Here is a 15689-nt window from a genome sequence, read left to right as displayed (position 1 = left end):
TGGACCCATTGGGTCCGGCTTCGCTTGTCGGAAGTGCCGGTCTGGCCAAGGTCCAAGCCGGTTCATTGTCGCTGTTTTCGTCCTTAATGAATCAGGAGACTGGCATGGCACATCTGCATCAGCAACTGCGTCACTTCTTATCCGCAATCATCGCCGCCTGCGGCTTGCTGGCCGCGCTGCCGGCCTTTGCCGGCCAGTGGGACTTCGGCCTGTACGCGAGCCTGTGGGGCTCGCGCGAATACCAGGTCTGGCTACCGACCAATTACCATCCGAACACGCCGCTGCCCGTCGTGCTGATGCTGCACGGCTGCGGTTCCGAACCGAACAGCATGGCCGCCGTCAGCCGCTACAACCAACTGGCCGACAGCGAAAATTTCATTGTCGTCTATCCGCGCCAGAACGCCACGGCCAACCCCATGCGTTGCTGGAATTTCATGCTGCCGCTGAACCAGGAACGGGGTACGGGCGAGCCGGCCGTGCTGATGGGTATCTTGAACAAGGTCAAGAGCAAGTATGCGGTGCAGGATAGCCGCGTGTATGTGACGGGCATCTCGGCGGGCGGCGCCATGGCCTCCATCATGGCCGCCTGCTACTCGGACGTGTTCGCCGCCGTGATGGTGCATTCGGGCGGCATGTACAAGGGCGCCATCGGCATGCTCACGGCCGCCGATTCGCTGTTCAACGGCAGTTCCTTCGACCCGAAAGCGCGGGGCAAGGATGCCTGGCGCTGCTCCGGTTCGCCGCGCCGGCTGATGCCGACGATGGTGTTCCACGGCACGGCCGACATCGTCGTCAACCCCGTCAACGGCGAGCAAACCATCGAGCAATTCCTGCAGACCAGCGATGTGGGCGACGATGGCCTCGACAATGACAGCGTGCGCTACCGTGCCGACAGCATCGTGCGCCAGACAGTGCCGTACGGCCGCAGCTATTCCATCGACACCTACCTGCACAACGGCGCCGTCATCGCGCAAAAGTACACGGTCGAGGGCATGAACCATGCGTGGAGCGGCGGCCCTCCCGGCTGGCCGTTCAGCGATGAACTGGGGCCGGACGCCACCGTGATCAGCTGGAATTTCTTCAAGAACTACCAGCGCTGACGCTTTGAGGAATTTGCCGCTAGTAAAATGGGGTGCAGTGATTGCGCCCCATTTTTGATGCCGGTGAAAGATCCCATGCTAGCGGCTCGTAGCAAGACCGCGCCGGACTGCAATTGTTGCTCAGCATCGTCTTGCCGGCGATGGAGCGCTACCCGGCCGGCGTCTTCGCGCGCATGGACTTGCGCGTACACCACGAGTGTTACCACGTCATCGAATACCGCCTGTTCAACGATTTCTATTCCCGCGAACCCGCCTGGCTGGCCCTGAGCCCGCCCGGCACGGCCTATGGCAAGGGATTCCAGAACCTGGGCCACCCGCATCCGGGCCTCGTCAGCCTGCACGCAGCCTGCGGCCCCGAGGAAGACAAAACGGAGGTATTCGGCTGGATGATGACGCCCGCGTATGCGCTGCGACTGGAGGCGTGGACGGCGTTTGATCCCGCCTTGCTGGCCAAACGGCAATAGTTGACGGAAGTAGTGGAGAGCAAGACAAGGTCGGACTAAAGTTCAAGCCAGTTTCGCCAGTGGGTGCACGTCCTGACAGCCGCGGCTCCCTGTATTAGCTGCTAACTATATAATCTGCGCTTGGGCGATACCCGCCCCTGAACTCCGATTGAAGGAATGCCATGCCAGGATACATGCCAGGATATTTCGTGCGCCACTTGGCGCTGTGTGTAGTGTCGACCGTGTGCATCTCTGCCAATGCCGCCGAGGTGGTGGCGGTGGATGCGCAGCAGCGCGCGTCCTTGCTGGAATTTTATGCGCAGCAATATCCGGGCGAGCCTGCCACGCGCACCGTGTTTGAGAGCGTGCCCGTGGTGGGTGGCCGTGGTCGCGAAGTGGTGGGCAGCGCGGAAACGCCGCCGTATCGCGGTCATGGCGCTCTGTGCCGTACGCAGCGCACCAAGTTCGTGCTGCATGGCGAGGGCAAGCAGGCGCGCTGGCAGGAGGCGGGCATGGAGTATTACGCCTGGCTCGACCGTGGCACTTGCCGCGCGGTGGCCGAGCCCGTGCGCATGCTGCAGCGCATCCCCGATGTAGAACTGGAAGGCGTGTTGCTGTATCAAAAGCCGCTGCTGGAGCGGGCGCGATTATTGATGGCGGGTAACACGGCCTGCGCCCCCTTGCGGGCGCTGAAGTTTACGCTGGCGGCCGTCGACGTAGGCGCCGCCGCACCGCGTGCCGAAGAGCGCTATGCGCTGGTGTTCAAGAGTGACCGCGACAGCTACGCCCGCGTCTGGCTGCGCAAGAGCGGTGCCCAGTATGACGCGTGGAATGTGACTTGCCCGCCAGTGCTGTAGACTGCTCGCCCTTTGCTCGATTCTTCTTTTTGACTGTTGCAACCATGAACCAGAATTCCACTTCCGCCCGCAGCTGGGGCACCATCGTCACGCATAGCGACGAGATGGCCATCATCTACCGTTATGTCGACGCCTTCCATGACGACTGGGACCTGTCGTCGCAGCCGGACCGCATCATCATCGCCTGGCGTTATGAAGACGAAACGGGCATGCCCGCGCCGAACGAGCGCGAGCACATGGAAGAGCTGGAAGCGGCGCTGGCGCCCGTGGTGGAAGAGGGCGGCTTCGCCACCCTGGCGCTGGTATCGACGGGTGAAAACTTGCGCGAATGGATTTATTACACGCAATCGGGCGAAGAGTTTTTCAATCGCCTGAATACGGCGTTGGCGTCGCGCCCGAAATTCCCGATTGAAATCCGCAGCGCGGCCGACCCCGCCTGGTCCACGTATGCGGGTTTCATGGCCGCCTTGCCCCCAACGACCTGATCAAACCTGCTGCGCGTCGTGATCTGCCGCCTGCGATGCTCACTGTGCTACAGCACAGCTCCGCTCTCGGCGACAGCTCCCTTCCGCTCGCAACGGTTTTATCAGGGTTGGATCTAATCAGACCAGCGCGGCCGCCACGATGCGCGTGGCGGCCGTGATGATGTCCTGATTCGTGTCCGCTTTTTTCTGTTCGCGCGTGTAGTACACGGCGATGACCAGCGGTGCGCCGCTGGCCGGGTAGGCGACGCCGATATCGTTGACGCTGCCATACGCTCCCGAGCCCGTTTTATCGGCCACCTGCCAGCCAGCCGGTACGCCGGCGCGGATGCGCTTGTCGCCTGTCGTGTTGCCGCGCATCCAGGCGTCGAGCTGCTGGCGCTGCGGCGCCGGCAAGCTATTTCCCAGTAATAATTGCTGCAAGCTGTGCGCCATCGACGCGGGACTGGCCGTGTCGCGCACTTCGCCGGGGATGGCACTATTGAGTTCCGTTTCCCAGCGCTCCAGCTGGAACACCGTATTGCCGATGCTGCGCGCAAACGCCGTCACGGCTTGCGGCCCGCCTAATAATGTCATCAAGAAATTGGCTGCGCTATTGTCGCTGTACTGCAAGGTGGCGGCGCACAGGTCCGCCACGGTCATGCCGTCGGCCAGATGCTTTTCCGTGATGGGCGAATACGTGACCAGTTCTTTTTTCTCGTAACGCACGTGCTGATCCAGCAAACCCGGCTGGCTGACGCTGCGGGCAAGCACGGCGGCCGCCAGCATCGCCTTGAAGGTGCTGGCCAGAGGAAAGCGTTCGTCGGCGCGATAGGCAATGCGCAGTTCGCTTCCCTGGCGCCAGGCGGCAACGCCGAGGCGTCCGCCTGCGGCCTGTTCCAGCGCGGCCAGTTGCGTGTGGGCGGCGGCGAGGCTGGTGGCGGGCGCGGCAAACAGCAGCGATGTCGGGCACAGCAGGGCGGCACCGCTGGCCAGCAGGAGGTGGCGGCGGAGTTGGTTTGGGGATTCAGTCATGGTCTGTCGCTGTCTTTGGTGTGGAAAGGGTGGCCAGCAGTTCGCCGATGGCGAGCAGGTTGGCCGGCTTGGTCAGATGATAGTCGAAGCCGGCCGCGCTCGATTGGCTGCGGTCGTCTTCGGCGCCCCAGCCCGTCAATGCGACGAGCACGACGTTGGCGCCGGCCGGTATCCTGCGCAGCGCGCGCGCCACTTCGTAGCCGTTCATGCCGGGCAGACCGATGTCGAGGAAGATAACGTCTGGCAAAAATTGCGGCGCCGCGGCCAGGGCTTGCGCGCCGTCGTGGGCCACTTGCGTGGCATGGCCCATCATGTCGAGCACGGCGGCGAGGGTATCGGCCGCATCCACATTGTCGTCGACCACCAGCACGCGGAATTGGGGGCCATGGGCGGCGCTGGCGGGGGCGGCCGGTGCGGCGGGCGCTGCCGCTTCCTCCTCCAGCAGGGGCAGGCGCACGATGAAAGTACTGCCCAGGCCCGCGCCGGCACTGGCCGCCGTGGCACTGCCGCCATGCAGCTCTGCCAGGCGCCGCACCAGCGACAGGCCGATGCCCAGGCCGCCCTGAGCCCTGCCCATGTTTTGCGACACCTGGGTAAACATGTCAAACACAGTCGTGATCGACTCGGCGGGGATGCCTACGCCGCTATCCTTGACCTCGATCAAGGCCTCGCTGCCATCGCGTACCGCGCGCAAGCTGATATGGCCGCCGGCGGGCGTGTACTTGGCGGCATTGTTGAGCAAATTGCCCAGCACTTGCGCCAGCCGCGTGGGGTCGGCCTCGAGCGGCAGCGCTTGCTCGTCGAGTTGCACCTGCAACTGGTGGTGGCCCGCTTCGATCAGCGGCATGCTTGTTTCCACGGCGCTGGCGATGATGGTTTTCAAGTCTGCACGTTCCAGCTTGAGTTCGATCTGGCCCCGCGTGATGCGGGCCACGTCCAGCAAATCATTGACCAGGTGCACCATCTGATTGACTTGCCGCTCCATCACGTCGCGCACTCTTGCCACCGTGGCGGGTTTGTCGGCCGCCAGGCGCATGATTTGCAAGCCGTTGCGGATGGGCGCCAGCGGGTTGCGCAATTCGTGCGCCAGGGTGGCCAGGAATTCCGTCTTGCGCCGGTCCATCTCGGACAGATTGTCCGCCAACTGGCGCAATTGCTGCTCCGAGCGCTTGCGCTCGCTGATGTCGCTGAACAGTATCGTCAGCAGGCGGCTGCCGGGGCCGCCCAGGCGCGCGGCGAAGACTTCGAACCAGCGCTCCATGGCCACGGCTTCGTTTTCATAGCGCACGGGCTCGCCGGTTTTGACGACCTGGTCGTACAGGTCGAACCAGTGCTGGTCGTGGTCGGGCACGAAGCTGCGGATGGTCTTGCCGATGGCATTGTCCAGGCCAGACTGCTTGACGAAGGCGGCGTTGCCTTCCAGGTAGCGAAAATCGATGGGGTGGCCTTGCTCGTCGTACAGCATTTCAATGACGCAAAAGGCCTGGTCCATCAGCTCGATCAGGGTGCGGTAGCGTTCCTCGCTGCGGCGCAGCGCATCTTCCACCTGTTTCTGGCGCGTGATGTCGAGCAGGACGCCTGGAAATTGCAAGGGCGTGCCATCGGGTGCGTATTCCGCGCGGCCCCGCGCGATGACCGAGCGGTACTGGCCATCGCCGGTACCGATGCGGTAGCTGGCCTCGAACGGCGTGTGCGCATGCACTGCCTGGCTTATCTGCGCGCTGACTTGCTCGCGGTCATCGGGATGGATGATGCCCAGGTAGCGCGCCAGCGGCGCTGCCGTGGCCGCTTCGGCATTGACGGAGAACAAGCGCGCCATATTGCTGTCGGCCGTGACCCGGTCGGCCACGATGTTCCAGTTCCAGGTGGCCACTTCACCGGCCTCCAGAGTCAGGCGCAGGGTTTCCTCGTTTTGCTTGCTGGCCGTCAAGTCGAGCGAAATGCCGGACAGGGTGATCACGTTGCCAGCGCCGTCGCTGGTGCAGGTGCCGCGCATGTGCGCCCAGTGCAGCGCGCCATCGGGCCAGCGCACGCGGATGTCGATGTCGAAATCGCTGGCGCTGGCGATGGCTGCATGCATCACCGTTTGCCAGTGCTGCAGGTCGCCGTCGAGCATGGCGCTTGTCAGTTGCGCGTAGTCCATGTGGCTGGCAGGCGGCAGGCCCAGATTGGCCTTGAACGCATCGGAGCAGGCCATGCTGCCGCTACCCAGGTCGATCTCCCACGTGCCCATGCGGCCGCCCTTCATGGCCAGGCGCAACTGCTGCTCCGTCTGTCTTTGCTGCGTCACGTCGCAATGCGAACCCAGCCATTCAACGATGCTGCCGTCGGGCGCCAGCACAGGCAGCATGCGCACGACCATATTGCGGTAAGTGCCGCTGACGTGGCGCAGCCGGTATTCCGCTTCGAACACGCTGGTCAGGTGCGATGGCATGACGTAAGGCAAGTTGCGGTCATCCGGATGCAGGGCATTGAGCCAGCCGCGGCCCAACAGTTCGGCCTCGGTCTGGCCCGTGAAGGCGCGCCAGGAAGGCTGGTCGGCATCGAACTGGCCGAAGGTTTTCGTGCTCCAGACGATGTCGCAATGGGCGCCCAGCAGTAAATGTGCGGCCTGGGCGGCGGCGACGGAGGACGGGACGGCGTTGCTGGGCTGGCTCGGTTCTGGCATGGAGGCGATCGACGATGGTGCGGGGTACCGCCGCCGCACTGGGATGGGGCGGCATGGCAGCTCAATTCTGGCGATATTACAACTATTTTTACGCTCTGGGCTGTCTTGCAGGATGCCCATTCTGCTTTCTGCAGGCCACGAGAAAAAATCGCGTCCTGCGGAAAATCTTCGGGTGAAACAGCAAGGCAAGGGCGCTATTGTGGCTGAATAACCACTAGTCGGGCCATTATGTTGATGAATGAATATTTTACATAACAATATTCTTGCAGCGCATAAGGCGCTTGAATTAAATTGGCGCCTTACTCAAAAGTTGGTGTTCATCAGACATCCCAGAGATGCGGCCAGACCGCTGTCAGCTTGGACGACAGCCAGGGCAGAGCCAGTGACGCCAGGTGCGGAGAAACATCCGCTCGCGCTGCTGCACCGTGATGGTGCATACGATCATCCAGCGCCGTACATAAGCCGGAGACAAGTTGGAAGACAGATTTCGCAATTCTTTTTTAAACTTCTGGGAAACAACATGATCAAGATGTCCAAGATGCACCAGCGTTTGTGCGCCAAAAGCGCCGCCATGCTGGCACTGTCCGCTGCCTTGCCTATCGGCTCGGCGTATGCAGATGAAGTCGCTGCTGATACGACCCCTGCCGCCAGCCAGCTGGAAACCGTGACCGTGACGGCGCAGCGCCGCAAGGAAAATATCCGCGATGTGCCCGTCTCCGTGTCGCTGTTGCGCGACGAAAAGCTCGACGTGCTGGTGTCCGGCGGACAAGACATTCGCGTGCTGGCTGGCAAAGTGCCTAGCCTGAACGTGGAATCGTCGAATGGCCGCACCTTCCCCCGCTTTTACATCCGCGGCTACGGCAATACCGACTTCAACATCTTTGCATCGCAACCTGTTTCCCTGATTTACGACGATGTCGTGCAGGAAAATCCTATCCTCAAGGGTTATCCGATTTTCGACGTGGCTGGCGTGGAAGTGCTGCGCGGCCCGCAAGGCACCTTGTTCGGCCGCAATACCCCTGCCGGCGTGGTCAAGTTCGAATCCGTCAAGCCGAACCTGGACAAGGTTGAAGGCTATTACAACGTTTCCACCGCCACGCACAACACCAGCAATTTCGATGGCGCCGTCAACGTGCCGCTGAGCAAAGAATGGGCGCTGCGCTTTTCGACCCTGCGCCAGCACCGCGACGACTACGTCGACAATACCTTTACGGGCCAGAAAAACGCTCTGGACGGCTACAACGAACACGCTGAACGCGTGCAACTGCTGTACGCACCGAACACCATGTTCAATGCCCTGTTCAATGTGCACCAGCGCAATACGACTGGCAGCGCGCGCATCTTCTACGCCAACATGATCAAGCAAGGCACGAACGACATCGTCGATGGTTTCGACCCGAACAAGTCGTTTACGAATGCACCGAACTTCCAGCGCCTGCGCACCAATGGCGCCAGCGCCCGCCTGAGCTGGGACCTGGACGGCGTCAAGCTGTATTCGATCACCGGCTTTGAACAGGTCGGCAATTACGTATCGCATGGCGACATCGATGGCGGCACGCCGACGGGCCCCGGCTTCATTCCTTTCCAGGTTGAAACGGCCGGCGGCATCACCAGCGTGAAACAATACTCGCAAGAATTCCGCGCCGAATCGAAGAATGCCGGTCCGCTCAACTGGCAGGCTGGCGTGTATTACTTCAATGAAGATGCCAACGGTTTCACCGACAACTTCAATACCGACACGCATGTGCTGACCACGCACCTGGCCAGCCGCCAGAAGAACTCGGCCTGGGCAACGTTTGGTTCCGTCAACTACGCCGTCAACGATGACTTCATGCTGCGCGCCGGTTTGCGCTACACCAAGGACAAGAAGGATTTCAACACGGTGGAAGCGACCAACATCGTGCAGGTCAACCCGACCAGCGCCGATGTCAGCAAAGCCAAGGTCAACTGGGACCTGAGCGGTACCTACAAGTACAACAAGGACGTGAATTTCTACGGCCGTATCGCCACCGGTTTCCGTGCACCAAGTATCGCCCCAGCCAGCACCAGCGTGCCTGTCACCGTGGCCGATGCGGAAACGATCACCTCGTTCGAAGCGGGTATCAAGGCTGACCTGTTCGAGCGCCGCGCCCGCGTCGCTTTCAGCCTGTACAACTACCAGGTGAAGAACCAGCAATTGACGGTGGTGGGCGGCACCTCGAACGTCACGCGTTTGATCAATGCAGCCAAGACGAATGGCCGTGGCGCGGAACTGGAACTGGAAGGTTTTGTCACGCCTAGCCTGAAGATGTCCCTGGGCGGCAGCTACAACTTCACGGAAATCAAGGATCCTAGCCTGTCGATCGCCACCTGCGCCCAAACGCGTTGCACCGTGACCGATCCGCTGACCACGGGCAACCGCGCCATCATCGACGGCAATCCATTGCCGCAAGCGCCGAAGTGGACGATCACCGCCACGGGCCGCTATTCGATCCCGATGGAAAACGGCGAATTCTTCGTCTTCACGGACTGGGCTTATCGCAGCAAGATCAATTTCTTCCTGTATGAAGCAACCGAGTTCACCGGCAAGCCGATGGTCGAAGGTGGCTTGCGCGTAGGCTACACCTGGGATGCGGGCAAGTATGAAGTGGCCGCTTTTGGCCGCAACATCACCGATACCCAGCGTATCACCGGCGCCATCGACTTCAACAACCGCACGGGCTTCATCAATGAGCCACGTCAATTTGGTGTGCAATTCAAGGGCAACTTCTAATTGCCCGATACCAGGCGCCGGCCCTTGCGGCCAGCGCCTGCTTCAACCCGCCCGGTTTGCGCCGCGGCGGGTTTTTTTATGCCCGCTCGGGAAGCTGCGCCAGCCGCTGCGCCCAGGCGGGAACGGCTTGCCGCCAGAAGTCTTCCAGGCTCTCGGCGCGCACGTCGAGACCGAGGAAGCGGGCAGCCGGCAGCAGTGCCGATGCCAGCAGTTCGGCGGCATGCGTGCCCGTGTCGAAGGCGAGGGCGCCTGTCTGCTTCGACAGTTTCTCGCCGCTGTCATTGTTGACGACAGGCACGTGCAGAAAGCCCGGATGCGGCAAGCCCAGCACATCCTGCAGATACAGCTGGCGCGGCGTGGAATCGAGCAAATCCGCCCCGCGCACCACCTGCGTGATGCCCTGTGCGCCATCATCGACCACAACGGCCAGCTGATACGCCCAGTAACCATCGCCGCGCAGCACGATGAAGTCGCCCACTTCGTCAGCCAGGTCCTGCTGCTGCGGACCATGCCAGCGGTCGGTAAAGCCATACACGGCTTGCGTGCCCTCTGGCACGCGCAGCCGCAGGGCTCGCGCCGCCTTGCCCGGCGCCAAGCCGTGGCGGCAAGTGCCCGGATACACGGCGGCCCCGCCCTTGGGCGTGCCCGCCTGCACCACTAAATCGTGGATCTCCTTGCGCGAACAGCCGCACGCATACACGAGGCCATCATCCTGCAACTGCTTGAGCGCCGCCTCGTACAGCGGCAGCCTGCGGCTCTGCCACGTCGCCTCGCCATCCCACGTCATGCCGCAGCGTTGCAGGGTGGCCAGGATCGCCATATCGGCACCCTCGACATTGCGGTCATAGTCCAGGTCCTCGATGCGCAATAGCCACGTGCCGCGATGCACCTTGGCATCGAGATAGCTGGCCATGGCGGCAACGAGCGAGCCCATGTGCAGGGGACCGGAGGGGGAGGGGGCGAAGCGGCCGATGTAGGGTGCGGTGGACAGGGGCATACGGATGAAGGTTGTTGACAGTAGTGATACGTGCTGGTGTGGCTATGAGCGATGACGCATCCAAGTATCGTTCAGAGTGATTTTCAAGTCAAATTACGGCCCTGTTTCATATGTGGCCAGAAATCGCTGGCCGACTGTAGCAATAGCGAACACAAGCGTTTCGTGCGGCCGCAAGGTGCCATCGATGGTGTGTTTATTCAGCGCGACGTAGGCGCCTGCGCCGTGCAGTAGCAGGGCGTCGGGCAGGGCCGCGCGCACGGACGGTACGCCATTGGCAAACAGGCGCAGGCTGGAAAAACCCGGTTGACCCAGATGGTACTGAGCGCTGCTGCTGGTGAATTGAATGCTGAGCAAGGCGCTGGCGCCAGCATACAGGCGCAGGCCGGGCGGCGCATTGATGATGGGCGAAAAGTGCCGGCGCGAAATGGCCAGCGTTGCCAGCATCAGGTCATACGCGCTGGCAAACTCGCGCGTGTACTGGCGAAACAAACCCAGCTCGCGCTCGTAATATGGCAATAGTTGTTCCACGGTCGCGCTCTCCGCCTACTGGAAAGCTCCATGCTGGCATCAGGCACGAGCGTGGGTGTTGATGCGTGACAATGATTCTTAGAAATGGTACTCCGCGCGTATCATCGGCGTCTTCGCCGTCTGGCCCACATTGCCCGTGGTGGCGGGCGAGTTGCCGAACTTGTTCTTCCAGTACTGGTATTCCAGGCCCACGCGGAAGGTGTTCTTGGCGCTGCCCAGGGCCGCGCCCACGTCGTACATCACTTGCATGTCGATATTCGTTTCCACCGCCGTGTCGCGTCCCACTTCATCCTTGCCTTTGGAATCGATGAGGTTAAAGAAACCTTCGAACGAGAACAGCGGCGACAGGGGAATGGCCCAGGCGCCCGCCAGCATGGCGTGCGTTTTATACGTGTAGCGTCCCGTCACTTGCGAGATGGGCGGGAAGGCGCCGCTGGGGGCATTGCTTTCACGCAGCAACAGCAGGCTGGTATTGAAGAAGCCGGGCACGTCCCACATCAGCGTGGGGCCGGCCACCAGCATGCGCTTGCGCGAGTTGTAGCCGACGTCATTTTTCGTGTTGACGTCAAAGCCCAGGGTGACGCCGACGCCGCGCACGGGGCCGAACTTGATGTCGCTGCCGCGCACCTTGCCGATGTCGATGGTGTTGCGGTACACCAGGTACGCCTCTTGCGCGCCGGAAGTCTTGCCCAGTGCGCCAGGGTCCTTGCTGTCGGACAGCAGGAAATCCAGGTTGACGAAGTTGCTGCCGTATTTGTAGCCGCTGGCATGCGTGATCGCAAAGATGTTTTTCTTGATGTCGTCCGGATTGAACGGCTCGCGGTAATCATTGCCTGCGCGCCAGCTCAGCGCGGTATCGCTCCATTCGGCAGCCTGGGCGGTCGCGCCCACGCCGAGGGTAGTAGTGAGGCAGAGCAACAGACACGGTATGGTTTTTGGCACTTTCGGCTCCTGATGGCGGTGTTGAAAAACGGATATTCGGGATGGCAGGGGGCGTAGCCCGCATGAAGCGCTGCGATGGAACATATTGCGCACCGTTCAATCCATGATGCGAGCATCGCCGCACCGGACGATATGTATTTTCTGCATAGTTACTATCATTTTCTGCATATAATCATCGCACCTTCTCGCCCTTGCGGGGCAAGGCGGCTGCTGTAAAGCTGATAATTTTTTTCAAAATTGTATACAGGTGTTGTTTTTTTGCGGAAATAGAAATGCGCGCCGCCACGCCTGCCCCCAAGCGCTGCGGATGCCGATACGATAGAGACACCAGCTTGATTTATCCCACCGGCGACGATGCCGGCGACCATGCAGCGAGGCACGAAAAAAACAATGACGGCACGCCTGGAATTACACGACATCAGCAAGCGCTATCCGTCCGTGGTAGCCAATGACGGCATCCACCTGACCGTGGCGCCAGGACAGATTCACGCCGTGCTCGGAGAAAACGGTGCCGGCAAATCGACTTTGATGAAAATCATTTACGGTGCCGTGCAACCCGATGGTGGCCGCATTCTGTGGAATGGCCGCGAGGTCGAGATCGCCAACCCGTCGGCTGCGCGCGCGCTGGGCATCGCCATGGTGTTCCAGCACTTTTCCCTGTTCGACACGCTCACCGTGACGGAAAACATCGCCCTTGGCTTGCCAGCCGGTACCAACATGGCGGAACTGGCGCAGCGCATCGAAGCGACGGCGCGCCAGTACGGCCTGGACCTGGAACCGCAACGCCACGTGCACACGCTTTCCGTCGGCGAATGCCAGCGCGTGGAAATCGTGCGCGCCCTGCTGGCCAAGCCGCAACTGTTGATCCTCGACGAACCGACGTCCGTGCTGACGCCGGGCGCAGTGGAGAAACTGTTTGGCACCTTGCGTCAGCTGGCGGCCGAAGGCTGCAGCATCCTGTACATCAGCCACAAACTCGACGAGATCCGCGCCCTGTGCCATACCTGCACGGTGGTGCGCTCCGGCAAGAACGCGGGCGTGTGCGACCCATCGCAAGAGTCTGCGGCCAGCCTGTCGCGCATGATGATCGGTGCCGAGCCGCCCGCAGTCAAGCGCGTGGCGCGCACGCCCGGTGCCGTCATGCTGAGCGTGCGGCAGATGAACTTGCCGAAGAGCCATCCGTTCGCCACGCAGTTGACGGACATCAATTTCGACGTGCGCGCGGGCGAGATCGTCGGCATCGCTGGCGTGTCCGGTAATGGCCAGCAGGAATTGCTGGCCGCCCTGTCGGGCGAAGACATGCGCGCGGCCCCCGCCAGCATCGTCCTGAACGGCACGCAGGCGGGACGCTTGCCGCCGGGACGCCGGCGCGCCCTGGGCTTCGGCTTTGTGCCGGAGGAGCGACTGGGGCGGGGCGCCGTGCCCGACATGGGGCTGGCCGACAACGTGTTGCTCAGCTTGCAGACACCAGCCACCATCCGCCATGGCTTCGTACGCCACAAGGTCATCGCGCAGCGGGCGGCGGCCATCATCGCCCGCTTCCAGGTGAAGGCGGGCGGGCCGCAAGCGCTGGCGCGCAGCCTGTCGGGTGGCAACTTGCAGAAATACATAGTCGGACGCGAAGTCATGCGCGAGCCCACCGTGCTGGTGGTGGCGCAGCCGACCTGGGGCGTGGACGTGGGCGCGGCCGCGCAAATCCGCGCCGAATTGCTGGCGCTGCGCGACGCGGGCTGCGCCCTGCTGGTGGTATCGGAGGAACTCGATGAATTGTTCGAGATCAGCGACCGCCTGCTGGTGATGGCAAAAGGAAAAATTTCACCGTCCCTGGACGTGGGCGACGCCAGCGTGACCCTCGTGGGGCAATGGATGAGCGGGCTGTGGCCGCAGGAGGTAGTCCATGGCTAAGTTCGCCTTGCGTCTCGAAGCCCGTCCCACACCGTCGCGGCTCATGTCGTGGCTGTCGCCCGTGCTGGCCGTGCTGCTTACCGTGCTGTGCGGCGCCTTGCTGTTTCTGGCGCTGGGACACGATCCGCTGGCCGGCCTTGCCGTCTTTTTTGTGGAACCCTTGCGCGACGCGCACGGGTGGTCCGAACTGGGCCTCAAAGTGGCGCCCTTGCTGCTGATTGCCGTCGGCCTCGCCATCTGCTTTCGCGCCAATATTTATAACATCGGCGCGGAAGGGCAACTGACCCTGGGCGCCATCTGCGGCGGGGCGGCGGCCCTGTACCTGGACGATGGCGTGGGAAGTGCGGCCATCATCGGCGTTTCCTTGCTGGCCGGCATGCTGGGCGGCATGGCCTGGGCGGGCTTGGTGGCGTGGTTGCGCGACCGCTATAACGCCAGCGAAATCCTCGTCTCGCTGATGCTGGTCTACATCGCGCAATTGCTGCTCAGCTATCTGGTGTACGGCGTGCTGCGCGACCCGGAAGGGTTTAACTTCCCTCAATCGAAACTGTTGTCGGACGGTTTGCTGTTGCCGATGGTGATCAGCGATACGCGCTTGCACGTGGGCATCGTGTTTGCCTTGCTGGCTTCCCTGGGCGGCTGGCTGTACTTATCCAGAAGCATCTCCGGCTTCCGCCTGCGCGTGGGCGGCATGGCACCTGCCGCCGCCCGGTATGCGGGCTTTTCTTCGCGCAAGACTTTATGGTCGTCCCTGCTGATCTGCGGCGCCCTGTCCGGCCTGGCCGGCGCGTGCGAAGTGCTGGGGCCGATGGGGCAGTTGACGCCCACGGTCTCGCCCGGCTACGGCTTTGCCGCCATCATCGTCGCTTTCGTGGGGCGGTTGCATCCCGTGGGCGTGATCTTCTCCAGCTTCGTCATGGCCCTGTTCTATATCGGCGGCGAACTGGCGCAATCACGCCTGGGCTTGCCCAGCGCAATCACGGGCGTGTTCCAGGGCATCTTGCTGTTCGCCTTGCTCGCTTGCGATGTGCTGATCCAATACAAACTGCGCTGGAGAAAACATGGATAACCTGGCCCTGACGATAGCGCCCTTGATTGCCGCCAGCATCAATGCGGGCACGCCGCTGATGCTTGCCGCGCTGGGGCTGCTCGTCAATGAAAAGGCGGGCGTGGTGAACCTGGGCGCGGAAGGCATGATGCTGGTGTCGGCCATCACGGGCTTTGCCGTGGCCGTCAACACGGGCAGCCCCACCCTGGGATTTCTGGCGGGGGCGGGCGCCAGCATGGTCTTGTCCGGCTTCTTTGCCTGGCTGACCGTGTGGCTGGGCACGAACCAGTATGCGACGGGCCTGGCCCTGTCGCTATTTGGTGCGGGCGCGTCCACGTACATCGGCCTGAACTATGTGGGCAACAGCTTGCACAACGGCCGCTTCGGCATCCCCTTCCTGGAAGACATTCCCGTGCTGGGGCCGGCCCTGTTCCGCCAGCATGCGATGGTGTATTTGTCCCTGTTGCTGTGCCTGGCCATCGCCTGGTTTCTGTACCGCACGCGGGCGGGCCTGGTGCTGCGCGCGGTGGGCGAGTCGCCAGCGTCCGCGCATGCGCTCGGTTACCCTGTGCGCCGCATCCGCCTGGCAGCCGTGCTGTTTGGCGGCGCCTGCTGCGGCCTGGCCGGCGCCTTTTTGTCGCTTGTCTACACGCCGCTGTGGGTCGAGGGCATGGTGGCGGGACGCGGATGGATCGCGCTGGCGCTGACCACGTTCGCCACCTGGCGCCCGGCGCGCGTGGTGGGTGGCGCTTACCTGTTTGGCGGCATCACGATATTGACCTTCCATGCGCAGGCGCTGGGCGTGCCCGTCGCCTCGCAACTGCTGTCGATGCTGCCGTATGTGGCAGCCATCGTCGTGCTGGTATTGATCTCCAGCAATGCCAATTACATCAAGCTGAACATGCCTGCTTCACTGGGCAAGAATTTCAATCCGGGCAGCTAGCCCGTACCGT

The 15689-nt window shown here is 62.4% G+C and carries 14 protein-coding genes; 8 read left to right on the top strand and 6 right to left on the bottom strand.

All coding sequences use genetic code 11. The features are described from left to right. Positions 1-104 precede the first annotated feature (104 nt). The 4 genes from C8C89_RS25950 (at position 105) to C8C89_RS25935 (ending at position 2885) form a co-directional block, all read left to right on the top strand. Positions 105-1100 carry a PHB depolymerase family esterase gene (locus tag C8C89_RS25950; protein ID WP_101484114.1) on the top strand — a complete coding sequence of 332 codons (996 nt, stop codon included), beginning with the start codon at positions 105-107 and terminating at the stop codon, positions 1098-1100. Positions 1101-1213: 113 nt separating this feature from the next. Next, on the top strand, positions 1214-1564 hold the full coding sequence (locus C8C89_RS25945; protein ID WP_133993965.1) for a hypothetical protein: 351 nt from the start codon (positions 1214-1216) through the stop codon (positions 1562-1564). Between the two features lie 161 nt (positions 1565-1725). Continuing rightward, the gene (locus tag C8C89_RS25940; protein WP_133993963.1) at positions 1726-2400 is read left to right on the top strand and encodes a hypothetical protein; all 675 of its coding nucleotides are present in this window, start codon (positions 1726-1728) and stop codon (positions 2398-2400) included. Positions 2401-2444: 44 nt separating this feature from the next. Further along, positions 2445-2885, top strand: a complete 441-nt coding sequence (locus tag C8C89_RS25935; protein ID WP_101484117.1) for a DUF695 domain-containing protein — start codon at positions 2445-2447, stop codon at positions 2883-2885. A 117-nt stretch (positions 2886-3002) separates the two neighbouring features. Here the strand turns inward: C8C89_RS25935 and bla are convergent, their stop codons facing one another. Further along, positions 3003-3896, bottom strand: coding sequence for a class A beta-lactamase (bla, locus tag C8C89_RS25930; protein WP_133993961.1), 894 nt, complete (start codon positions 3894-3896; stop codon positions 3003-3005). After that, entirely contained in the window at positions 3889-6564 is a 2676-nt protein-coding gene (locus tag C8C89_RS25925) for a PAS domain-containing protein (RefSeq protein WP_166674917.1), read from the bottom strand. The genes bla and C8C89_RS25925 overlap by 8 nt, the downstream gene beginning before the upstream one ends. A gap of 520 nt (positions 6565-7084) precedes the next feature. Between C8C89_RS25925 and C8C89_RS25920 the strand changes: the two genes are divergently transcribed. Then, positions 7085-9316 carry a TonB-dependent receptor gene (locus C8C89_RS25920; protein WP_133993957.1) on the top strand — a complete coding sequence of 744 codons (2232 nt, stop codon included), beginning with the start codon at positions 7085-7087 and terminating at the stop codon, positions 9314-9316. Positions 9317-9392: 76 nt separating this feature from the next. Here C8C89_RS25920 and gluQRS read toward each other — a convergent pair whose 3' ends face one another. The 4 genes from gluQRS to C8C89_RS25900 form a co-directional block, all read right to left on the bottom strand. Next, positions 9393-10313, bottom strand: coding sequence for a tRNA glutamyl-Q(34) synthetase GluQRS (gene gluQRS / locus C8C89_RS25915; RefSeq protein ID WP_133993955.1), 921 nt, complete (start codon positions 10311-10313; stop codon positions 9393-9395). A 93-nt stretch (positions 10314-10406) separates the two neighbouring features. Beyond that, complete coding sequence (locus C8C89_RS25910; protein WP_180338584.1) at positions 10407-10841, bottom strand: hypothetical protein; 435 nt, start codon at positions 10839-10841, stop codon at positions 10407-10409. Between the two features lie 78 nt (positions 10842-10919). Then, on the bottom strand, positions 10920-11732 hold the full coding sequence (locus C8C89_RS25905; RefSeq protein WP_133994187.1) for an outer envelope protein: 813 nt from the start codon (positions 11730-11732) through the stop codon (positions 10920-10922). A 206-nt stretch (positions 11733-11938) separates the two neighbouring features. After that, positions 11939-12151, bottom strand: coding sequence for a hypothetical protein (locus tag C8C89_RS25900; RefSeq protein WP_133993952.1), 213 nt, complete (start codon positions 12149-12151; stop codon positions 11939-11941). Positions 12152-12173: 22 nt separating this feature from the next. Between C8C89_RS25900 and C8C89_RS25895 the strand changes: the two genes are divergently transcribed. Genes C8C89_RS25895 through C8C89_RS25885 form a run of 3 tightly spaced genes read left to right on the top strand, consistent with a single transcriptional unit; the run spans position 12174 to position 15679 of the window. Further along, the gene (locus tag C8C89_RS25895; protein ID WP_133993950.1) at positions 12174-13688 is read left to right on the top strand and encodes an ABC transporter ATP-binding protein; all 1515 of its coding nucleotides are present in this window, start codon (positions 12174-12176) and stop codon (positions 13686-13688) included. Next, positions 13681-14757: an ABC transporter permease gene (locus C8C89_RS25890; protein ID WP_101484124.1), complete on the top strand. Its 1077-nt coding sequence runs from the start codon at positions 13681-13683 to the stop codon at positions 14755-14757. Before C8C89_RS25895 ends, C8C89_RS25890 begins: the two co-directional genes overlap by 8 nt. After that, entirely contained in the window at positions 14750-15679 is a 930-nt protein-coding gene (locus C8C89_RS25885; RefSeq protein WP_133993948.1) for an ABC transporter permease, read from the top strand. The genes C8C89_RS25890 and C8C89_RS25885 overlap by 8 nt, the downstream gene beginning before the upstream one ends. Positions 15680-15689: the final 10 nt, after the last annotated feature.

The sequence above is a fragment of the Janthinobacterium sp. 75 genome (assembly GCF_004365495.1).
Classification (GTDB): Bacteria; Pseudomonadota; Gammaproteobacteria; order Burkholderiales; family Burkholderiaceae_D; genus Janthinobacterium.
This window is presented reverse-complemented; position numbering and strand designations above follow the sequence as displayed.